Genomic DNA, 21329 nt, shown 5'->3' with positions numbered 1-21329 from the left:
ATGCTTGCGCGGGTTTTCCATGACGGTATAACCAGTGCAACCGAAAGTGAAAATGCCCATGACCGTCGAAATCAAATCTCTTTCCGGCATTGACGCCACGCCCTATTTCGATGACCTCGCGCGCCTGCGGATCGAAGTATTTCGCGCCTTTCCCTATCTCTATGACGGCTCACTGGATTATGAGCGCAAATATCTTGCGACCTATGCCAATACGGACGGCGCGGTCCTCGTGCTGGCGCTCGATGACGGCAAAGTGGTCGGCATGTCGACCGGCCTGCCGATGGCGGCGGAGACCGACGAGGTGAAGACGCCCTTTGTCGAAGCGGGTTACGATCCGGACCGGATATTTTACTTCGGTGAAAGCGTGCTGCTGCCCGGCTATCGCGGGCACGGGATAGGCGTGCGCTTCTTCGAGGAGCGGGAGGCGCACGCAAAGCGGCTCGGCTTTAACCGTTGCACTTTCTGCGCGGTCGAGCGGCCCGCCGACCATCCCCGCCGGCCCGCGGATTACGTGCCGCTCAATGCCTTCTGGGAAAAGCGCGGTTATCGCCATCACCCCGAACTGCGCACCAGCTTCACATGGCAGGACCTCGACGAGAGCGCCGAAAGCCCGAAACCCCTGTCCTTCTGGATAAAGATGATTCCTGCCGGAGACGGAGACAAATGACGCGCCTCGCCGCTAGCCAATATGCCATCGAGCTGATCGAGACATGGGAGGCTTATGCCGCGCATCTCTCCGCCATCGTTCGCGAGGCGAAGGAAAAAGGCGCTGAGTTGCTGCTGCTTCCTGAATATTCAGCCATGGCGCTAACCGGGCAATTGCCGCCCGCCGCGCGCTCCGATCTGCATCGTTCCATCGAAGAGATACAGCCGTTGATCCCTTCCTGGGTAGAGCTTTGCGAGGAGCTGGCGCGGCAACATCAAATCCTTTTCCAGCCAGGCAGCGCACCGGTGAAGGACCCCGACGGCAAGTTCCGCAACCGCGCATGGCTGTTCGGCCCGGATGGGCTGATCGGTTATCAGGACAAGCAGATCATGACCCGCTTCGAGCGGGAGCAATGGAACATTCATGCCGGCGTCGAGGGCCTGAAAGCCTTCGAGACGCCGATTGGCAGGCTGGGCATCTTGATCTGTTACGACAACGAGTTCCCGATGCTGGGCCGCAGACTGGCGGAGCTCGGCGTCGAACTCGTTCTCGCGCCAAGTTGCACCGATACGCTGGCAGGCGCCTACCGGGTACGCATCGGCGCGCAGGCCCGGGCATTGGAAAACCAATATGCCATCCTCTCCTCCCCCACTGCGGGCGAGGCCCCCTGGTCTCCCGCCGTCGATGAAAATCGCGGCCGCGCCGCCCTTTACGTGCCCTCCGACTACGGCATGCCGGCATCCGGCATCGTTGCGGAAAGCGAGCGTGATGCGGTCACGCAAAGCTCTCTGCTGATCGCCGATATCGATCTTGCCGCCGTCGCAAGGCTCCGCACCGAAGGACAGGTTGCCACCCGCCGCGACTGGCCGGAGCAATTTGCGATCTAAAAAGCCCATTTTAAAAGGCTTTTAACCAAATTCCCGCTTTGCGGTGTGACAAGCCCCTGCTATAGCGCGGGACATGAGCACAAATTCGACCCGCACGCCCCTGGACCATATCCGCAACTTCTCGATCGTTGCCCACATCGATCATGGCAAATCGACGCTGGCCGACCGGTTGATCCAGTCAACGGGCGGCCTTGCCGAACGCGACATGTCGGAACAGGTTCTCGATTCGATGGATATCGAGCGCGAGCGCGGCATCACCATCAAGGCCCAGACCGTGCGCCTGCACTATAAGGCGAATAACGGTGAGACCTATGTGCTGAACCTCATCGACACGCCCGGCCACGTCGACTTCGCCTACGAAGTGTCCCGTTCGCTTTCGGCCTGTGAAGGTTCGCTGCTGGTGGTCGACGCATCGCAGGGCGTGGAAGCCCAGACGCTCGCCAACGTTTATCAGGCCATCGACAACAATCACGAGCTGGTCACCGTGCTCAACAAGATCGACCTGCCGGCGGCCGAGCCCGACCGCATCAAGGAACAGATCGAAGAGGTGATCGGCATCGACGCCTCCGACGCCGTGATGATTTCCGCCAAGACCGGTCTTGGCATTCCCGATGTTCTGGAAGCCATCGTCCACCGTCTGCCGCCGCCGAAGAGCGAAGCCGGCGAAAACGGACCGCTGAAGGCGCTGCTGGTCGACAGCTGGTACGACACCTATCTCGGCGTCATGGTTCTTGTGCGCGTCATCGATGGCGTGCTGAGCAAAGGCCAGCAGATCCGCATGATGGGTTCGGGCGCGAAATACGGCATCGAGCGCGTCGGCGTGCTGACCCCGAAGATGGTCAATGTCGACAGCCTCGGCCCCGGCGAGATCGGCTTCATCACCGCCTCGATCAAGGAAGTCGCCGATACCCGTGTTGGCGATACCATCACCGACGACAAGCGCCCGACGGCGCAGGCCCTGCCCGGCTTCAAGCCCGCGCAGCCCGTGGTGTTCTGCGGCCTGTTCCCGGTCGATGCCGCCGACTTCGAAGATTTGCGCGCGGCGGTTGGCAAGCTTCGTCTCAACGACGCCTCCTTCTCCTTCGAAATGGAATCGTCGGCCGCTCTCGGTTTCGGTTTCCGCTGCGGCTTCCTCGGTCTCTTGCACCTCGAAATCATTCAGGAACGTCTGGAGCGCGAGTTCAATCTCGATCTCGTCGCCACCGCACCTTCGGTCGTTTATGAAATGACGCTGACCGATGGCACGGAAAAGGAACTTCACAACCCGGCCGACATGCCCGACGTTGTGAAGATCAAGGAAATCCGCGAGCCGTGGATCAAGGCGACGATCATGACGCCGGACGAATATCTCGGCGGCATCCTGAAACTCTGTCAGGACCGGCGCGGCCTGCAGACGGAGCTGACCTATGTCGGCAACCGCGCGATGATTACCTATGAACTGCCGCTCAACGAAGTGGTGTTCGATTTCTACGACCGGCTGAAATCCATCTCCAAGGGTTACGCGTCCTTCGACTACAACATCATCGACTATCGCGAAGGCGATCTCGTCAAGATGTCGATCCTCGTCAATGGCGATCCTGTCGATGCGCTCTCCATGCTGGTGCACCGCTCGGCGGCCGACCGGCGCGGGCGCGGCATGTGCGAAAAGCTGAAGGAACTCATTCCGCCGCACATGTTCCAGATCCCGATCCAGGCGGCCATCGGCGGCAAGGTCATCGCCCGCGAAACCGTGCGCGCGCTGCGCAAGGACGTGACGGCGAAGTGTTATGGCGGCGACGCGACGCGTAAACGCAAGCTTCTGGACAAGCAGAAGGAAGGCAAGAAGCGCATGCGCCAGTTCGGCAAGGTGGAGATTCCACAGGAAGCCTTCATCGCCGCTTTGAAGATGAACGACGAATAAGCGGCAAAATCATATTGCCATCGCGATTGAAGGGAGGCCCATCGCCTCCCTTTTACGTTTAGGCTTCTATCATGCGTGCAGCTTTGCGCCCTTGGTGATCTTGTCGACGATCTTCCTGTCGGCCCTCAGCGCCATGCCGACCACCTTGGCGTTGCCAGGAGAAAACTCCGAAAATACCTGGCGATTGGCGACATCGTGCCCGGTGGCGAACATTTCCTCGATATAAAGCGATGTCGTAACGTTGCGCTCGAGGGATCGCTGATGGATTTTGCGCAGCGTCTCCTGATCGGTGGCCATGACGACAATGGGCTGGATGGACAGGGGATTGTAGACGTTGCCGGCTCCGTCGCGGTATGGTTCCCCGATGATCTCTCGTGTCTGGGCGACGATACCGGACATGAGGAATGCGGTGACGTTCAGTTTTTGCCATACGGCAAGGTCATCACGAAGAATGATGGCGATCTTGGTATCAAACATGCGAACTCAATCTGGCTGTGGTTACGAAAGAAAAGCGATGCTAGCGCCGCGGGGCAGCAGCGATCTTGAACGTTCGTGCAAATTCGAGGGGATCGTTCAAGCCCCGTCCAGCGAAGGGATAGAACGAATAGATGCGCGTTTTCACGGCAACGCCTATGCGCCGCATCGCCATGATACCTATGCGCTCGGCGTCACGCTTTCTGGCGTCCAGACCTTTTCCTATCGCGGCACATCGCATTTCAGCATGCCGGGAAATGTCATCGTTCTGCATCCCGATGAAGTTCACGATGGGGGCGCAGGCACGGATGAGGGCTTGCACTATCGCATGCTCTACCTCCCACCGGAAAAAACGACGGAGGCGGGCTGCAGCGCGCTGCCCTTTGCCAGAAGCGCCGTCATTGAGGACCAGGAATTCCGCCAATGCCTGATCGAGGCACTCGGAAATCTCGACGGAGAACCGGACAATCTGCTTCTCATCGACTGGCAGTCCCGGCTTTCCGATCTACTCTGGAAACACTCGAACGGGAGCGTCAAACCCATCAGGCGGATCAACCGCGCCGCCGTTTTGCGGTGCCGGGACTATCTGCTGGAGAATAGCGCGGACACCGTTGGCTCTGAAGAACTGGAACAGATAAGCGGGCTCGACCGCTTCACGCTCTTCCGGCACTTTCGCTGCCTGTTCGGCACCAGCCCGCACCGGTATCTCATCATGCGCCGGCTGCAGAAATGCAAGGCGATGATGCGCGCGGGTACGGGCCTTGCCGAAACGGCCTTTGCCTGCGGCTTTGCGGATCAGGCGCATTTCACCCGGCATTTCAAAAACGCCTTCGGCATGCCTCCCGGCCGCTGGCTGAGCCTTGTCTCATACTAGTGCATTTCCGGAAACAGGATCGACCGGTGAGCCGCAGCGCCCGCCATCGCGCCGTCGCCCACCGCAAGGGCAACCGAACCGGCGGGTCTTGCCACATCCCCGCAGGCGAAGATGCCGCGGACGGTGGTCTGCTTCATCGGGTCAGTGACGATGGTCGATCCCATCGGCCCCTCCTCGATCTTACAGCCGAGTTTTTCAATCCAGTCGGAGGTGATCCGCAATTTCGGCTGGGTGAAAAGGCCGGCCAAGGCAATGCTGCGTCCATCCGTCAGCACAACATCCGCAGGCCCCGCAATTTCCCTGATGCCGGTTGTTTCCACCCGGACGCCACGTGCTGCAAGCATCGAATGCTGATCCCCATCCGGCTCGAATACGCCATTGGTGAAAAAGGTCGTCTCGCCCCAGTCGGGCAGCATCAATGCGTGGTGAATGGCCAAAGGTGAAGCAGCGATGACGCCGATCTTTTCCTGATTGAGTTCGTAACCATGGCAATAGGGGCAATGGAAGACTGAAGAACCCCAACGGTCTTTCAGCCCGACAATGGCAGGCAATTCATCGGTGACTCCCATGGCGAGGATCAGCCGGTCCGCTGTCTCACGGCGTTTGCCATCGATCTCGACTACAAAATCGCCAAAGGAGCCTTCGGTATCTGTCACCCTGCCCTCGATCCAATCTATGGTCGGGTAACGTTCGATCTGGCGGCGCGCCTCGGCGATGATCTCGCCCGGCGCCTTGCCGTCCTGGCCGAGAAAACCGTGGGAATGGTTGGCGAAACGGTTTCTCCGTTCACCGGCGTCCACCACCAGAATGTTTTTTCTGGCGCGGCCAAGCTGCAGGGCGGCGGAAAGGCCGGCATAGCTGCCGCCGATAATGATGACGTCGAATTTCATGATGCACCCATCGTTTCAGGAAAGAGGCGGAAGTGCCCGTTCAATTCACGACACTTATATTGTTACGTGATTTTCGGAGTCAATAGTCACGCAACTTATATTGTTACGTCACCTCGAAAGTGATAGCTTCGGTGTAAACAGACGGGTTTGGACAATGAGACACGACACGCGCCTTTCACGGGTGCTGCATATTCTGATCCATATGGAAAATCATAAGGGTGCGGCGACATCCGAGAGCATCGCGGCGATGCTTCAGACCAATCCGGTGGTGGTGCGCAGGACAATGGCCGGCTTGCGCGAGCATGGTTATGTCTCGTCGGAAAAAGGCCATGGCGGCGGGTGGCTGCTGGCGCGGCCGCTCAGCGAAATCACGCTGCTCGATATTTACCGGGCGCTTGGCGCACCGGAACTGTTCTCGATCGGGCTGGCGGGCGACAACCCGAACTGCGTCATCGAACAGGCCGTCAATGCAGCACTTTTCGACGCCATGAAGGAAGCGGAAGATATTTTGCTGTCCCGTTTCGGAAGCATTGCTCTCTCGCAGCTTGCGCAGGAATCGATCAGCCGCTGGTCCAGGGTTTCCAACCACCCTTCCGCGATGGAGCAGCTTTAGGGGCGGATAAGGACCGCCTGTCGCAAAGAAAAACCGCCTGCCCGGAGGCAGGCGGTTTTATCATATCAGTAAGCCCGTTACGGCTGGGTCTGCGTGCCGCCCGTATTCGGGCTTGCCGGTGCGGTGTTGTTCGCAGGCGGTGTTGCCGGAGCGGTCGGAGCCATGGGCGCCGGTGCCTGATCCGTTGCCGCAGGCGGCGTGGTGGAGGATGTCGTGGCCGGATCGGTGGTCGGGCCGCTCATCTGCGACCAGGCGAAAACGCCCACCAATACAACGACGATGATCGCCAACCACGGCACCCAGGACGACGACGTGCGGGCACGCGGTTCATTGCTGATATTCACTTCCGGACGAAGATCGCGGTCCGGACGCGGGTTGTTGGGATCGAATGTCATGGTGTTTCCTCCTCTTCATTCTGCGGAGAAAACGGCGTTCACGGGATTTTGTTCCGATCCCGTACAGAACGCCTCCGACGGGCGATGTTCGGGCCCTTGCCGAAGCGCTTCCGCCAGCACCGCCATGACCTGCGGACCGGCCATCTGCGACACGTTGAAACGCATGAAACCGGAAGCATTCTGCGAGGAGCTGAACACATTGCCGGGGGCAAGCACCACCTGCTGTGAAAGCGCCCGGCGCGCCACATCGGCAGCGTCCGCCCCGTCCGGCAGGCGGCACCATAGGAACATGCCCGCCTGCGGTTCGATCCACGGCACACATCCGATCGACCTCAGACGCGCCGCCGCCTCCGGCATCGCCGCTGCAAGACGCTGCCTCAGCGCCTCGACATGCTTGCGGTAACTGCCATCGGTCAAAAGCGAGAGGATCAACGCCGCCGAAAAATGCGTTCCGCCGAAAGCGGTGGCGATCTTGAGATCGGTCAGGGCCTCCACCCATGCCATGGGTGCCGCGATGAAACCGCACCGCACGGAGGCCGATAGTGTTTTTGAAAAACTGCCTATCTGGACGACGCGGTTCAGACCATCGAAGGCCGCCAGCCGGGGCGCGGCCTGGGTTTCGAAATCGGCAAAAATATCATCCTCGATGACGGTCAGCCCCACCTGTTCGGCGAGCATCAACAGGCGATGGGCGGAAACGGCGGAAAGCCTTGCACCTGTCGGATTATGGATGGCGGAGTTGGTGATATAAAGCCGGGGCTGATGGTCTTTAAGCGCCTGTTCGAAAAGCACCAGATCCGGTCCGGTCGGCGTGTAGGGAACGCCAACGATCTTCACCCGGTGCGCCCGCAGGAGGGCGTGGAAATTGAAATAGCAGGGGTCATCGACAACAACCGTATCCCCCGGCTGCAGCAGGAAACGGCACAGAAGATCGATCGCCTGCGTGCCGGAATCGGTGAGCATGATCTGGCTGGCGCCGGCCTGCACCCCGTGTTCGGCCAGCCGGCGTGACAGGAGCTGGCGCAATGGCAGCAGCCCCATCGGGCTGCCGTAATCCGTCAGCAGGGCGGCGTCGGCCCGGGCAAGCCCGCGCATCGCCCGCCTCAACGCTTCCTGCGGCATCCACGATACGGGAAGCCAGCCGCAACCGGGTTTGGCGAGAACGGAACCTTCATCCAGCGCCTGCCGCGAGACCCATAACGGGTCTACAGCCCTGTCGAGCTGCGGCTCGATATCGGCGAGCGAGAGCGGTGCGAGCGGGCCCGAAACGAAAAAACCGGAACCGGGACGCGAGCTTATCGTACCATCCGCAACAAGCCGGTCGTAGGCCTCGACAATGGTGGAGGTGGAAACCTGCATGGTCTTCGCCAGCGCCCTGACCGACGGCAGACGTGCGCCCGGCACGAGACTGCGCGAGGCGATGCGCTGCCGCACACTTGCCATCACTTTTTCTATGCGCGTGCCCGGCGCGACCTTTCCGTCCACATTTGCCTCCAACCGTATCGCTTTCAAAACCATAACAGTTTCTTGAAATTGTATAGGATTGTCGCTGTTCCCGCCAGCCATTCGGGATCAAGAAAGGCAAAAGCGCAGGAGTTGACAATGGACAAGACGACAAGTGGCTGGCTGAACGGACTGGCGGGCGTGGTGATATTCAGCGGTTCGCTGCCCGCGACACGCCTTGCGGTGACGGGTTTCGATCCGGTGTTCCTGACCGTTGCCCGCGCCAGCATTGCCGGCCTGCTGGCGCTCGCGCTACTGTTTCTGTTCAGGCAAAGGCGTCCAGCGCGCGATGACCTGACATCGCTTTTTATCGTCTCGCTTGGTGTCGTCGTGGGTTTCCCGCTATTGACCGCGCTCGCCCTGCGGCACGTTACCTCGGCGCATTCCATCGTTTTCGTGGGGCTGCTGCCGCTCGCAACCGCAATCTTTGCCGTATTGCGCGGCAGTGAACGTCCACGCCCGGTCTTCTGGCTGTTTTCCTGTCTGGGCAGCGTGCTTGTTGCGGGCTTTTCGCTCTCGAATTCGTTTGCTGCCGGGATCGAGGCCTCGCTTGCCGGCGATCTTCTGATGCTCGGCGCAATTATCGTCTGCGGGCTCGGTTATGCGGAGGGGGCCGCCCTTTCCCGCAAGCTGGGCGGCTGGCAGGTCATTTCCTGGGCGCTGGTTCTCTCCCTGCCGGTGATGCTGCCGCTTGCCTTCATCACCGGTCCGGAAACACTTGCCGGCATCGATCCGCAGGCATGGGGTGGCCTTGCCTATGTTTCGCTGTTCAGCATGCTGATCGGCTTCATCTTCTGGTATCGCGGGCTGGCGCTTGGCGGCATCGCCGCGGTGGGACAGCTGCAGCTTCTCCAGCCCTTTTTCGGACTGGCGCTTGCCGCAACCCTGCTGCACGAGGAGGTGAGCCCCGCCATGATCGGCGTTACGCTGGTGGTGGTGCTCTGTGTTGCGGGAGCCCGAAAATTCGCGCGCTGACAATCAGCTTGAACGGCGGTCCACCCAGCGATGCCATGCATCCTCGTTGCCGTTGAAGACATTGAGATCGATGCGGCCATCGACGCCCTGCGACAGGCCGGAACCGGAATATTGCCAGAACAACCATTTGCGGCCGGGATAAACCACCGACGGGTGCTGGGCGACGGCCCGCAGCCAGAAGGGATAATCCAGGAATTCGCCCTGGAGGTTGTCCTTGTAAAAATCGGGCGCGGTATAAATGATCGGCCGCTGTCCGTAATGGCGCTCGAGCTTGTCCATGAAGACGCGCATTTTTTCCAGGACACGTTCGCGCGAAAGGCGCATCTTGCAGCTCGATTCGCCGTTATATTCCACGTCGATGACAGGCGGCAGCGCGTCCGGATCGCGCGGCACATTGCGAATGAACCAGTCCGCCTGTTCGCCGGCGTTGCGGCACCAATAGAAGAAGTGGTAGGCGCCACGACGAATGCCCGCCTCCTTTGATCGCTGCCAGTTGGTGCGGAACATCGGATCGAGATGATCGCCGCCATCCGTCGCCTTGATGAAGGCGAAATTGGCGCCGCGCGTGCGCAGCTGCGGCCAGTTAATATTGGCCTGCCAGCGGGATACATCCACCCCATGCACCTGGAAATGACGGGGCTGGACCCGGCCGAAATTGATGGGCTTGGCATCGCTGAAGCCGGAGCGGAAAATGCGCGAGCGGACCTGCGCACCGGCGCTCGCCGCCGGGGCCGCAGCCATGGCCAATTGTACCGGACGCTCCGTCGGGCTGATCATGGGGCGCTCCGCCGGCCGCACCATTCCCACCTGCGCTGGAACCGGCAAACGGATTTCCGGCGCATTCTGCGTCAGGGAAGCTCTGGGTGTGACGGCGGAAAAGGCTCTGGGTTCTTCAGGCACCGGCCCGCCCCATGCCAGCACCTCCTGCCGCGGCTGGGCGGTGATGGGCTGGGTGCCAACACTTGCCTGCGGCACCGGCGCCGATGGGGTGACCGAACTCGTCGTTTCCTTCGAGGGCAGACCCGCCACCAGGCTTTCCGGCCCGGAACTGGACGTGCAGCCGCCAAGCAGAAGGCAACCGAAAATAAGTGCTGGCACAGCCGATGAACGCATGAGAACCCGTACGCAAAACAAATCGGGGGGCACTCTGACACCACCCGGAAACCTCGAAAGACAAATGCTAACGGAAGATTATCAAAAAAGACTGAATCTTATCTTTACGCCGGCACCTGCCGATACGCCCGTCATTTCTGACAGGCGAAGCGCTTCGGGTTCTCGCGCCGGGCGGCGCTCAGGCTGTCATGGTTGTCAGATCGACAGTGTCGGCGCCGGGGGAATTTCTCTTGATCGATTCGATCGCATGGATAGCCGACGCCTTGGCCTGATACCCTTCCGATGAAAACATCGTTTCGCCGTTGGATGCCTTGAAGCGGAAGCGATATTCCCCGGCTTTGTCCTGATAGATTTCGAACTTGTACATGATCTTTGCGCCTCCGTTGCCAATCAGCGTGAACCGCCGGCAATCTTGAGCAGCCTTCGTCAGATTCGCAACCCGGTAGTCGCAGCTATTAGATGAGCCGCACCCATGCGCGGGCTATTTCCAGACCCGCCATGTCGGCCATTTGCGCATGCGCATCGCGATGTTCGCCATAATTTTCCAGCCATCCCGGCGACATTTTTTCGACGGAAACAGGAAATCTCCGGCACCAGCCGTCAACAACGGTTGTGGAGGCCTCAAAATGAAACTGCGTTCCGTAGACCGCCCGGCCGATACGAAACGCCTGGTTTCGCGTCGCACCATTGGTCGCAAGCCGCGTGGCGTCCGGCGGAAGCGTGAATGTATCGCAATGCCACTGAAAAATGGGGAAGGTCTTTTCCAGTCCGGCCAATAGCGGATCAGCCATGCCCTCTTGCGTCAGGGACACATCTTCCCAGCCGAATTCCGGTGGGCCGGAGAGTATATTCTCTCCCCCATAGGCGCGCGCCAGCAGCTGGCTGCCGAGACAAACCCCCATGACCGCCTTGCCCGCGTCACCAAAGGTTTTCATCAAAAGCGCCAAATCCGGGAGATAGGGATAAAGCGCATCGTCGAGAGCATTCTGCTCACCGCCCAGAACGACAAGCGCATCGTGATCGGCCGCATCGACAGGGAGAGGCTCCCCCGCATAGGCGCGGATGACATGCAGTTCTGCCCCGGCCTCTTCCAGGGCGACGCCCAGCTGTCCATGCGGCGTGCCCGCCATGTTTTCTATGATTGCAACGCGCATGAAACCTCTTGGCGACGGCGACGGATTCAATCGGCTGAAATTGCCGATCGAATCCAGCTTCACCACGAGAAAAGTCGATTTTCAAGAGCCACGGCATTGTCAGAGCGACAATAGCCGGCGGCCTGGCCCGACACCGCCTCAGAATTCGCGGGCGAGCTTGGCGTCCACCGAATGCCGGTTGCCGCCGCGAACAGCGAAGAACAGGAAAATCGTCGCCCAGAGAATCGATTTCTCCGCGCCACCCAGACCCTCTGCCCTGACGATGCCGTGAAAATAGACGGTGACCAAGAGGACAATCATCGCTGCGAAAGATGCCGGCCGCGTGAGCAATCCGATAGCAACGAGAATTCCGCCGAAAAACTCAGTGGCGGCGAGCAGCGGCGACCAGAAGACGCCAGGGTAGAAACCGAGGCTCTCCACCATGCTGACAGCGCCAAACGGATTGACGATCTTGCCGAACCCATGAGTGACGAGAAGAAGCCCGGCCGCCACACGCAGGATCGTTTCCACCAGATCATGTGTCGAATTGTAAAGCGGCGCGACCGCCGGAACGAAAAGGCGCTGACGACTATTCTCGAACTGGGCCATAGGATCTCCACGTTTCAGCCTTCGATACCTTCTCTGTTCGCAAAGCCGCATGATAAGAACAAGTGTGCATCCGGTAAAAACATGACTATTATGGTTGACATTATCGTGAGCATTGCTGGCACCTGGCACTGAGGGAGAGCGCGAGAATGACCGAGACAAGGCCCCGCATAACCATCCGGTACTGCACGCAATGCAACTGGCTGCTTCGTGCAGGCTGGATGGCGCAGGAGATCTTGCAGACCTTCGCTTCGGATATCGGCGAAGTCAGCCTTGTTCCCTCCACCGGCGGTCTGTTCGAAATCACCGTGGACGGCACAACCATATGGGAACGCAAGCGCGACGGCGGTTTTCCCGGTCCAAAGGAACTCAAACAGAGAATCCGCGACATCATCGACCCGGAGCGAGACCTCGGTCATGTCGACAGAACGAAGCATGAAGGGCTCGACACTTGACCCGGCGACATGTTTCAACAGGCCCAACCAAGTTTTTTCCCTTTAAAATCAATGATCGTCATAAAAGTTCAAAAAGCCTGTTGACACCGGGCGGCTGCCCTCGTACATCGCTCTCCGTCGCCCAGATGGCGGAATTGGTAGACGCGCCAGCTTCAGGTGCTGGTACTCGCAAGGGTGTGGAGGTTCGAGTCCTCTTCTGGGCACCATTCCATTTTTGATCTTAGCCAGATCAATAACTTAACGGTTTTTCAGGGGTTTCCCGACCGCTCACTGGGTCACAGGAGCGGGTCACAAGTGATAATCCGAATGCCACGTCCAATGCTGCGAGATGGGTCAGCCGTCCCTCAATTTCGCCGCCGAGTTCCCCGAGACATTCTTGAGATTGCTAGAGGAAAATTGGTCCTCGTGGAGCTTCCCGGCATGAAGGGAGAGCCGTCAGTCGCGATCACAGCCTTGGCCGGGCAGTTCATCAAGTTCAGCCTGAAAACCTATGATCCTGACGTCGCTAAACATCGTCACGCAGCGGCGAACTCTCAGGTGGATCGTCAGTTTCAATCATGGCGGCAAGGGCCAGCGACAGTCAGCCATGTCCAGATCGTTGCCCTAGCGGGGGAAGCTTACAGGCTTTTCGTCGAACGCTTCCACGAGAACCCCGGCTCCCCTCAAAACTGGGCAGCATTCAAAGCTTTCAATCGTGCGGCTGCGGAAGGGCGCCTTTTGAATATTCCGTCGCTTACGCCCGGCGACCTACCAAGTGACGCTCAAGCCGAAGCCATTTTCGGCCCTGACTTCACCGAGGGCGTAAATACCCTACCGGCCCAAGCCAGCGACATTCTCAACTCACTTGAAGCTCGCTTTGGCTTCCTCACGGACTGGGTTTTGCAGAAGCACGGCTTAGCTATCGATGCTGAGAGCCGAGCGAAATTGCTTCGGCAAATTTCATCTGCATCGCAGGACGCAGGATGGAACCTTAAGCGCAATGCTGAGGGCGACTATTCACCCGACCCAAAAGCTGCGCGGTTCCCCCCAGTTACGGTATTGGCAAAGCCGTCCAAAGCGACGACGCTCGACGAGCTGTTTGAGAAATGGGAGGCCGAGACAAAACCAAGCGCCAGCACCCGCTCCACCTGGCGAAGCAATCTCCGAAACCTGAAAAAGCATTTGGGCGTCAAAGCGGATGACATAACCCGCATCACCGGCGAAGAAATTGTCGCGTGGAAAGACGCCGCTGTTGCCAAGGGTCTTGCGGCCAAGACAATAAACGGCAGCTATCTGGGAATGGCAAAAACCGTCTTCAATTACGGGATCGCCAACAGGCTTCTGTCTACCAATCCCGCCGACAACGTAAGGGTTGCCACGCGGGGGAAAGCGGGCGCGGGGAAGCTTCCGTATACCGACGAAGAAGTCGCCCGTCTCCTTACCCTTGCCGCGAAAGAGCGGGACCCGTCGCGCCGTTGGTTGCCTTGGCTTGCCGCCTCCTCCGGCGCTCGGATCGGTGAAGTTGCGCAACTCTGGGGGAGCCGCGTCAGAGAGGAAGACGGTATTCCTGTCATGGTCATTGCACCTGCCGGAGACGGGGGTAGCCTCAAGAACGAGGGCAGTGAGCGTATTGTGCCACTCCACCCGGCTGTCATTGGAGCCGGTTTCCTTGAGTTCGCCAAGTCTAAGGGCGATGGGCCGTTGTTCTATCGACGGTCGTCTGGGAAAGCCATCAAGCGCCACGCAAGTAAGGGTGTCACGAACCGGCTGAGTACGTGGATTAGAGCCAATGGTTTCACCGATGAACGGAAAGCGCCCAACCACGCACTGCGCCATTACTTCAAAAGTGCGGCTGTGAAAGTTGGCATTGCGGACAGCCTAGCGGATGCCATCCAAGGTCATGCTGCGCAAGGCGATGCCGGTCGCTATCGCCACTTCGACACGAAGACCAAGGCGGAGGCTGTGGCCCTCCTGTCGATCCCGCCAAAGGTTGCAAAATCATCAGCGGAGAGCGGGTCATAGGGGGTGCAATTGCACCTCCCTACTTGTTGCACCCTTGGTTCAGAAGTTGGCGTCTTCAACCTCGTTGTTGTCTGAGCAATCGGCATCGTCGGTCAAGGTGTCCCCCAACCATTCATCCCGTTGCTCATCTTCTCCGAAGAAGTAGTCAGCCAGTTCCTTGAAGCGTTTGTCACCAAGCGCCTCAATGATCGCTGTATCCACCGCTTGACCGTCCCGTAAGATCGCCTTCTCGGGTCGCTTCCGTCTGTCGATAACATCACGGATTTCGGTGACGAGGAGCGCAATCTCTCGCTCCCTTCGGGCATCGGTCATTTCGTCGCCGTCCCGCTCCGTCGTCTTGTCGGACCTGTCCCGTCCCCATTCCCCTGTAGGCTCCTGCCCCGCCTTGACCATTTCGGCCCATCGGCTGCGCATATAGTTGACTGTACGGGCTGACACGCTGGCCATTCCGACAATTTCCTTGCGGGTATAAGACGGCTCGACCGGTTCCCGTACCAGTCTCCATGCGGCGTCCGTTCGCTCCATCTGGGACAAGGAAAGGACGTACTTGGCATTACCGCCTAGAGCGGCCAGCAGCGCCGTTCGCCGGTCGCAATGAAGAATGATCGCCGGAACGCGCCCTTGATCTCCTACAGCCTTGTAGGCGGCAATGCGGTGCTCTCCGTCCAGAAGGATGAGTGGCACGACATCTACCTCGTCAGCCGTCATGTCTCGCCACAGCAGCACCGGATCGAGAGGTTTTCCGGTTCTCCTCAGATGGCCCGCCAAATCAGCCTTGTGGTGGCGATCCAGCTTACCGAACCGAAACTTGAAGTCGTCCGATCTGGTGATGTCGCCCAAAGCTACAACCGCACTCTCTCGACGGCTGGCGGGTCTCCCCGCCGTACTCGTCATCGTGCCACCTCAATTTCGGCAAGCTTAGCGATCTGGATGTCGCGACGCTTGGCGCTCCCCCGCCGCCTTGTGAGGTTGGACGCTCTAAGGTCGAGCGAGTTTCCGTTTGCGTACCGAATGACGGTGCCACGCCCCGCGCCAGTCGCCAGTCTAGCTATTTGGACGACTGTCGGGTCACCCTTAGCGGAAACAAGGCTGTTGCACCGGACGTAGGAACTACCTTGTCCATTGCTGTTCAAATACCAAGATCCTGTCCCTACGTCTCGCACGATCCGGCGATAGGTTGCTTGTTCGATCACAGCGTAGTTCCGCCCTCTGCGATCCAGAGGCACTCGGAAGCATCTATTCCCGAACTCGTCAATGAACGGAACGGGCCTTCTGTCATTGCCGGTCGCAGTTCTGTCGGCGGCTATTTTGGTCTGTCTTTCTGCTCTCATGGGATTTCCTTTTGATGAAATGAGAACGGCCCTCCGAAAGTTCTCCGGAAGGCCGCGTAGGGTTGATTGGTTTGAGATGGGCGGTATCGCAGCCGCAAAGGCTCGTCTCTGACACTGCTATGAGGGCCGAGGGACTGTATAATCCTAGTGGACGACCTAATACCGCTGAAGCTGATCCACTGTGTCGGATGGTTCGGGATTCTAACGGGCGGAGCAATTGTTCACAGCGTCCGTCCCACCATCACTGACGGATCGATGTCCTTAATGGAGGGGTATTCGTAAGGATGATGGAGGTTGTCTCCTTAACAAGGGGGTAATCGATCGGATCGGCTGATGTTCTTAGTGGACGGGGTATTGCCTCGTGGCTTTCTAAAGGAGCGGGGTAATCCATCAGTCTGCCCCGCTTCCCATTCCTCCAATCCGAGGGCAGTGCCTGACTTGCACATTAGCGGCCCCATGCGGGCACTCAGGCTAAATCGTACCGCACTCGCCATCTGAGAGATGGTCGGGATAAGAGCGGCGTGAACGTCATAACCGGCGGCCGCCTCAATCCCGTCTTGAGTTGGAAAGGGTGACAATGATGGGAAGGAATGGGAACGTAAAACAGATAGGGAGGGACAAGAGCGCAAAGGGAAAACGGGCTTGGTGGCTCAGTCGAACATTTTCCAAATCCCGACGATACCTGCCAATGTCATTCCTCCGATAACAAGCCAATGGATAACGTAGAAAGCGGTCTCGATCATTCCCCCGCCTCCGCCATCTCGCCATCGCGACCTAGCGCCCGATAAACGCTGGCCTTACTTAGTCCGACTTTCTCCATGATCTCGCGTATCATCAGCCCTTCGGTCCTCATGCGGCGGATGTCAGCAACAACGTCAGGGGTGGCTTGAGCCTTCCTACCGAACTTCGTCCCTTTTTCCTTTGCCTTGGCGATGCCGTCCATCTGGCGCTCCGCCCGGATCGCAGTTTCGAACTCAGCGAAAACCGCGAGCATCTGAAGCATGGCTCGTCCTGCCGGGGTCGAGGTATCTATGTTCTGATCAAGCACTCTGAGGTCAACGCCCTTTTGCTGGAGGTCTTGCACGATGGAGAGCAGGTCGGTTGCGGACCGGGCCAAGCGGTCAATCTTCGTGATTGCAAACGTGTCACCCTTGCGGGCAAAGCGGAGCGCCTCCTTGAGAGCAGGACGGTTGCTGTCGATGCCCGACCGCTTCTCTTCAAAGATATGATCTGGCTGGACACCAAGTCCGAGCATCTTGTCTCGCTGAACCTCTAGACTTTGCCCGATGGAGGAGACGCGAATATAGGCCACGATGGTCATGTCTCAAATCCTCTAAGACGTTTCAATCCGCGACTAATGGGACATGAATTGAGACACGTCAAGAGACATTCTCTTATCGTATACTTTTTGAGACGCCATACGGTGCCGTACTGAGTACATAAAGGGTCAGGCCAAAGCCGAACTGTTGCCGTCGGGGCAATAGGGGGCGCGCCCCGGAGGGGGAAAGCATGGCTCCGCAAGGGTCTACTTTGGGGCCTCAAATTTTCTGGTCATTTTACGCAGCATTGCTAACAATGCACTCAATAGAATTGGGGGGGTGAAGCAATCGCGATGTCCACGGAAGCACTTACTAATGTGATCAACCGGCTCGATCATATGAAGAGATATTGGGAAGAGGCTAACTCCGACTACTTCAAGCCAGATCGCTTCCTCATTGCGCTGCAAGGGTGCATCACCACGAGCCGAACCGTTACCTTCATCTTGCAGTCTAACAAAGCGAGCTTTCCAGACTTCGAGAAGTGGTACGCAACATACCAAGAGAAATGGTCTCAAGATCCCATTATGGCTTGGGCGAGGGACGCTCGGAATGCGATCGAAAAACGTGGCGATCTTGAAACTTTGAGCCAGGTTAAGAGCCGGATCGTAGCGAGCTATATGGGCGGACCGGAGACGGAATGGCTTTCTCAAGACCTGTTCTCATCGCCAATCGCGATGCTTTTAAAAGTGCCATCCAAATTTCGCAACATCCCTCAAGTGCGCGAACATGGCACGTTGGTGATCGAGCGCCGTTGGATTGACAAGCAGCTTCCTGAAACCGAAGTCCTCGAAGCACTGACGCACGTTTATCTGGAGTTCGTGGACTTACTGACTGATCTTCACCACCGATTGGGGGTCGAGCTACCCCGGATGCTGGCCGATCGAGTTCCGCTTTCAATGCGACCGCTGATCATGGATCGTGCCATCTATATTTCCATTAAAGATGGTTCCGAAGCCGGGTTTCGCTTTCACTACAAGGAACAAGAGGTCGATACGCGGGCACTTCGAAAGCGATACGGTCGAGATGCCAACTGGGAGAAGCTTTCGTCCGTTGGAAATTTCAAGGAACTTTGCGATGTCGTCTTTGCGCAAGCCCGCATCTTGATGCTTCGTGATGGTTATCATCACTCGTTCGCCATCATGGTTTCGAAGCTTCGTCTCTGGAGGGTCATCGGGATCGATCACCCTGACAGGGCATCGCGATACGTCCTCATGCGCGATCTGGCCGAACTCGCGAAGGTCATAGATGCGGATGGGATAATAGTGATCGGTGAAGCTTGGACGGCAAGAGGGAAAGACGTGCCTCCGTCGGGCTACGCGGTGGACGCCCAGAACCGAGGAGAGGCATTAACGATGCACGCAGCCGAAGCGGCGGGACAAACCTATTCGTACAATGCTGCGATCATTAGGAAGAAGAAAAAGAAGCACAAGGTGAAGGCTCTTGGCCCAACCGAACAGCGTCAGGACGGGTTTCAGTTCATCATGGCTCCGTTCCAAATCGCATGGGGGTGCCTCGACCATGAGAAATTGAAGAAAGCAGAGGATGACATAGACCGTATCATGGCTAAATTGCCCGAAGAAGCTGCGGAGTAAACTCAACTTTAAACTCTGAGGTGCATGTTGAGCTTAAGCTCTCTGCGCGGAAGTGTCTGATTTCAATGACCTATAACCATTCTCAATTCTTAGCAGCGCTCACTTCAAAAGGGTACTTCCCCCGAGAGTTGCCTCCGACTTTCACAACCCAGACCTTTGGCGATAATATTTCCGCCATCCTCAGCGATTGGATGGTCTCTGGGATTTATAAAAAAGAGGCCGTCTCGATCAAAAAGAAAGTGAAGGCGCGAGGGAACTACAGCTATCAGTTGGAGGACACAGAAAGCGAAATCATCACCAAGCCCAAACGGGGCTTTGAGCGGAGAGGGCTGCATATTACGCACCCAATTCCTCAGGCTCTTTTAGCGGACGAGATGGCTCGCAACTGGCCGGAAATAGCTACTTGGATTGGCCGGAAGCGGTACTCCATGGATAAGACGGTGCCAACCGTTAAAGACGACCGCGCGATTTCGGACATCGATTTTTTGCTTCACGGCATCAAAAAAGACTTCATCCTCTCCGGTGCAGATTGGATACTGAAAACTGACATCACCCGTTTTTACCCATCCATATATACGCACTCGGTTGCGTGGGCAGCATATGGGAAATCCCATACTAAGAAGCTACTTTATACAAAGCGCCATATGGGATCGCTCGCTGATCGGATCGACCTGCTTCTACGCAAGAGCAATATGAACCAAACCATCGGCATCCCCGTTGGGCCTGACACCTCTCGGATCGTGGCAGATATTATCTCAGCGAGGATTGATGAGGACTTTCACGAGCTAATGGGTGGCTCTGTCGGCCCAAGTGTACGCCGGAGACGCAATAAATTCATCAAGCCATCGGAAGTTGATCGGTTACAAGACGACTGGTTTATAGGCGCGCAAAGTCTGGAGATGGCGGAGCAAGCTCTCTCGCGGCTATCGATCGCGTATAGGGCTTACGGACTAGAAATTAACGGCGCAAAAACGTCAGTAGACCGGATACTCAATCAAGAAAAAGAAACCTGGGCCTCCGAACTTTCGCTGCATCTCCAGTCGACACGTGGCCGCCTTACCGGCACTAATCTGAAAGGCTTCTTGGATCGCGTTGTCCATCTTCAGGCTCAATTCAAATCAGCACCTGTTGTCTCGTTCGCGGTTTCATCGCTTGAGGCGCTTAGACCGACAGACGCCGATGTGCCCATGCTTGAGAGCTTCTACATCCTTGCCGCATCAATCGCCCCCGGCCATATGGATCGCATCTGCACGGCTCTCATCAACCTAGACCATAGCAAAAAAACGCTTTCAAAAGATCGGATACGGGATCGGTTCGTGGCCTTAGCGGAGCTGCACTTTGAGCTTGGGAACGGCTTCGAAGCAATTTGGCTTTTGCACACATTGCGTGGGCTGCGCATCAACTTCGTTTCAAAGAGGCTATCAGAGCTTTCCGAGACCTATCAGGGCGCGACCCTGCCGCTCATTCTCTTGGACATGAAAGCAAAAGGAGTATTTTCCTCTGGGTTGCCCACCGGGACATGGGAAGCGTCCATTACCGCGGATACCATCCGGCATGATTGGACTTGGCTCTTAGGCTACGAAGCTTTCAGGAGAGGCTGGCTGCACGACACCAATAGCCTTCTTGCCGATCCATTCTTTGTCCCCCTTATCAGCCGGGGTGTCATTTTTTACGATGACGCTAAAAGCGTGAAGACGGTAGCGTCCATCCGTCGCAAGCGCGTAGCTAAGCGCAAAATGTCTAATCAGCTAGCCGAGGCTATGCTTTTTAAGCTCGCTGCCAGAGCTTCACCATTCCGGGCAGAAGATGACGAATATAGGTTTTGAAGTCGGTTTTCTTGGTTGCCTAATAGGTATGGCTGGGATACAAACTGGGTCACACAACATACAGCGGTCGAATAGCGCACCCTTTTAAAATCAATAAGTTATGAGAGCATTGAGGAAAAACCTCCCAATCCTCTTCTGGGCACCATTCCATTTTTGATCTTAGCCAGATCAATGACTTAGCCGAAAAATAGCAACATACAGGCCGACCGGCAAACGCCGGGAAGCATGTTGCTTTTTTCGCTTTCCCTACTCAAAAAAAGTTGCAAGCGCTCGCGGAAGGGAACTCAACTTCCCCACCAAAGGCCTATCGTTATGGATTGAGGATTCTGACGCGACTCTGCCCTGTTACGGCTGAGCGTCCTTGTCGCCGCTGTTTTGCGAATGCTGTTCGCAATTCGGCGTACAGGAGAGCACGGTGCGCTCTGTCTGGCGGAAAACGCGAACCGTATTGCCCTCATCGATGGAGACGAGAATGCGTTCATCCACGATCGGATTGCCGTCGGCATCGAGGAGCACAAGGTTGGTCGTGCCGAAACTGCGGCCGGTCAGAACAATCGTGGTGGCATCGGCAACCGTGGCATCGGCGACCTTGGAGTTGCCAATAATGACCTTACTCACGGGACGATCAAGGCGAAGGACGCGGGCGTGATTCATCGAAACGCGCAATATGTCTTCCTGAGCAAAACCGGGCTGCAGGGAACCCGATAGAAAGACGGACAAGCCGACCATGATTTTCGCCAGTTTTCCGGATGACACGCGTTTGGCCCTTGCTCACTATCCGCACACTTTATTGCGC

21 protein-coding genes and 1 tRNA gene are annotated in these 21329 nt (G+C 57.6%); 11 read left to right on the top strand and 11 right to left on the bottom strand.

What is annotated here, in order from left to right:
• Positions 1-58 precede the first annotated feature (58 nt).
• From N5D22_RS05135 to lepA, 3 genes are all read left to right on the top strand, one after another.
• Positions 59-667 (top strand): GNAT family N-acetyltransferase, encoded by a 609-nt coding sequence (locus N5D22_RS05135; protein WP_279654694.1) that lies wholly within the window; start codon positions 59-61, stop codon positions 665-667.
• Entirely contained in the window at positions 664-1533 is an 870-nt protein-coding gene (locus N5D22_RS05130) for a carbon-nitrogen hydrolase family protein (RefSeq protein ID WP_279654693.1), read from the top strand. The genes N5D22_RS05135 and N5D22_RS05130 overlap by 4 nt, the downstream gene beginning before the upstream one ends.
• A gap of 61 nt (positions 1534-1594) precedes the next feature.
• Entirely contained in the window at positions 1595-3433 is a 1839-nt protein-coding gene (lepA, locus tag N5D22_RS05125; protein WP_279655038.1) for a translation elongation factor 4, read from the top strand.
• A 69-nt stretch (positions 3434-3502) separates the two neighbouring features.
• Here the strand turns inward: lepA and N5D22_RS05120 are convergent, their stop codons facing one another.
• The gene (locus N5D22_RS05120) at positions 3503-3910 is read right to left on the bottom strand and encodes a DUF2000 family protein (protein WP_279654692.1); all 408 of its coding nucleotides are present in this window, start codon (positions 3908-3910) and stop codon (positions 3503-3505) included.
• Positions 3911-3947: 37 nt separating this feature from the next.
• On the opposite strand from N5D22_RS05120, the gene N5D22_RS05115 reads away from it, so the two are divergent.
• Positions 3948-4781 (top strand): AraC family transcriptional regulator, encoded by an 834-nt coding sequence (locus N5D22_RS05115; protein ID WP_279654691.1) that lies wholly within the window; start codon positions 3948-3950, stop codon positions 4779-4781.
• On the opposite strand, the gene N5D22_RS05110 is transcribed toward N5D22_RS05115, so the two are convergent.
• On the bottom strand, positions 4778-5671 hold the full coding sequence (locus N5D22_RS05110; RefSeq protein WP_279654690.1) for an NAD(P)/FAD-dependent oxidoreductase: 894 nt from the start codon (positions 5669-5671) through the stop codon (positions 4778-4780). The two genes, N5D22_RS05115 and N5D22_RS05110, sit on opposite strands and share 4 nt — an antisense overlap.
• A gap of 154 nt (positions 5672-5825) precedes the next feature.
• Here N5D22_RS05110 and N5D22_RS05105 point away from each other — a divergent pair, with 154 nt between their 5' ends.
• Positions 5826-6284 (top strand): Rrf2 family transcriptional regulator, encoded by a 459-nt coding sequence (locus tag N5D22_RS05105; protein ID WP_279654689.1) that lies wholly within the window; start codon positions 5826-5828, stop codon positions 6282-6284.
• A 77-nt stretch (positions 6285-6361) separates the two neighbouring features.
• On the opposite strand, the gene N5D22_RS05100 is transcribed toward N5D22_RS05105, so the two are convergent.
• Both N5D22_RS05100 and N5D22_RS05095 read right to left on the bottom strand, forming a co-directional pair.
• Positions 6362-6679, bottom strand: coding sequence for a hypothetical protein (locus N5D22_RS05100; protein ID WP_003524488.1), 318 nt, complete (start codon positions 6677-6679; stop codon positions 6362-6364).
• Between the two features lie 15 nt (positions 6680-6694).
• Positions 6695-8164 (bottom strand): PLP-dependent aminotransferase family protein, encoded by a 1470-nt coding sequence (locus N5D22_RS05095; protein WP_279654687.1) that lies wholly within the window; start codon positions 8162-8164, stop codon positions 6695-6697.
• 117 nt (positions 8165-8281) lie between these two features.
• On the opposite strand from N5D22_RS05095, the gene N5D22_RS05090 reads away from it, so the two are divergent.
• Positions 8282-9157 (top strand): DMT family transporter, encoded by an 876-nt coding sequence (locus N5D22_RS05090; RefSeq protein ID WP_279654686.1) that lies wholly within the window; start codon positions 8282-8284, stop codon positions 9155-9157.
• A gap of 3 nt (positions 9158-9160) precedes the next feature.
• Here N5D22_RS05090 and N5D22_RS05085 read toward each other — a convergent pair whose 3' ends face one another.
• The 4 genes from N5D22_RS05085 to N5D22_RS05070 all read right to left on the bottom strand — a co-directional run bounded on the left by N5D22_RS05085 (position 9161) and on the right by N5D22_RS05070 (position 12012).
• A complete protein-coding gene (locus tag N5D22_RS05085) occupies positions 9161-10270 on the bottom strand; it encodes a GH25 family lysozyme (protein WP_279654685.1) in 1110 nt (369 codons plus the stop codon).
• Between the two features lie 178 nt (positions 10271-10448).
• The gene (locus tag N5D22_RS05080; protein ID WP_279654684.1) at positions 10449-10637 is read right to left on the bottom strand and encodes a YegP family protein; all 189 of its coding nucleotides are present in this window, start codon (positions 10635-10637) and stop codon (positions 10449-10451) included.
• A gap of 88 nt (positions 10638-10725) precedes the next feature.
• A complete protein-coding gene (locus N5D22_RS05075; protein WP_279654683.1) occupies positions 10726-11424 on the bottom strand; it encodes a type 1 glutamine amidotransferase in 699 nt (232 codons plus the stop codon).
• 138 nt (positions 11425-11562) lie between these two features.
• Complete coding sequence (locus tag N5D22_RS05070; RefSeq protein ID WP_279654682.1) at positions 11563-12012, bottom strand: DoxX family protein; 450 nt, start codon at positions 12010-12012, stop codon at positions 11563-11565.
• A 146-nt stretch (positions 12013-12158) separates the two neighbouring features.
• Between N5D22_RS05070 and N5D22_RS05065 the strand changes: the two genes are divergently transcribed.
• The 3 genes from N5D22_RS05065 (at position 12159) to N5D22_RS05055 (ending at position 14465) form a co-directional block, all read left to right on the top strand.
• Positions 12159-12464, top strand: a complete 306-nt coding sequence (locus tag N5D22_RS05065) for a SelT/SelW/SelH family protein (protein WP_279654681.1) — start codon at positions 12159-12161, stop codon at positions 12462-12464.
• A 119-nt stretch (positions 12465-12583) separates the two neighbouring features.
• Positions 12584-12670, top strand: a tRNA-Leu gene (locus N5D22_RS05060).
• A gap of 100 nt (positions 12671-12770) precedes the next feature.
• On the top strand, positions 12771-14465 hold the full coding sequence (locus N5D22_RS05055; protein WP_347881375.1) for a DUF6538 domain-containing protein: 1695 nt from the start codon (positions 12771-12773) through the stop codon (positions 14463-14465).
• A 39-nt stretch (positions 14466-14504) separates the two neighbouring features.
• On the opposite strand, the gene N5D22_RS05050 is transcribed toward N5D22_RS05055, so the two are convergent.
• Together N5D22_RS05050 and N5D22_RS05045 are read right to left on the bottom strand one after the other, a co-directional pair.
• Positions 14505-15305 carry a ParB/RepB/Spo0J family partition protein gene (locus tag N5D22_RS05050; RefSeq protein ID WP_269830585.1) on the bottom strand — a complete coding sequence of 267 codons (801 nt, stop codon included), beginning with the start codon at positions 15303-15305 and terminating at the stop codon, positions 14505-14507.
• 1230 nt (positions 15306-16535) lie between these two features.
• Positions 16536-17117, bottom strand: coding sequence for a recombinase family protein (locus N5D22_RS05045; RefSeq protein ID WP_269830586.1), 582 nt, complete (start codon positions 17115-17117; stop codon positions 16536-16538).
• Positions 17118-17408: 291 nt separating this feature from the next.
• On the opposite strand from N5D22_RS05045, the gene N5D22_RS05040 reads away from it, so the two are divergent.
• Positions 17409-18707: a hypothetical protein gene (locus N5D22_RS05040; RefSeq protein ID WP_279654679.1), complete on the top strand. Its 1299-nt coding sequence runs from the start codon at positions 17409-17411 to the stop codon at positions 18705-18707.
• Between the two features lie 65 nt (positions 18708-18772).
• A complete protein-coding gene (locus N5D22_RS05035; RefSeq protein WP_269830588.1) occupies positions 18773-20533 on the top strand; it encodes an RNA-directed DNA polymerase in 1761 nt (586 codons plus the stop codon).
• A 345-nt stretch (positions 20534-20878) separates the two neighbouring features.
• Here the strand turns inward: N5D22_RS05035 and N5D22_RS05030 are convergent, their stop codons facing one another.
• On the bottom strand, positions 20879-21262 hold the full coding sequence (locus N5D22_RS05030; RefSeq protein WP_279654677.1) for a pilus assembly protein N-terminal domain-containing protein: 384 nt from the start codon (positions 21260-21262) through the stop codon (positions 20879-20881).
• Positions 21263-21329 lie beyond the last annotated feature (67 nt).

Origin of the sequence: Agrobacterium sp. GD03872, from assembly GCF_029840625.1 — a bacterium.
Classification (GTDB): Bacteria; Pseudomonadota; Alphaproteobacteria; order Rhizobiales; family Rhizobiaceae; genus Agrobacterium; species Agrobacterium fabrum_A.
The sequence above is the reverse complement of the archived record's forward strand: the minus strand, read 5'-3'. Positions and strand labels throughout refer to the sequence as shown.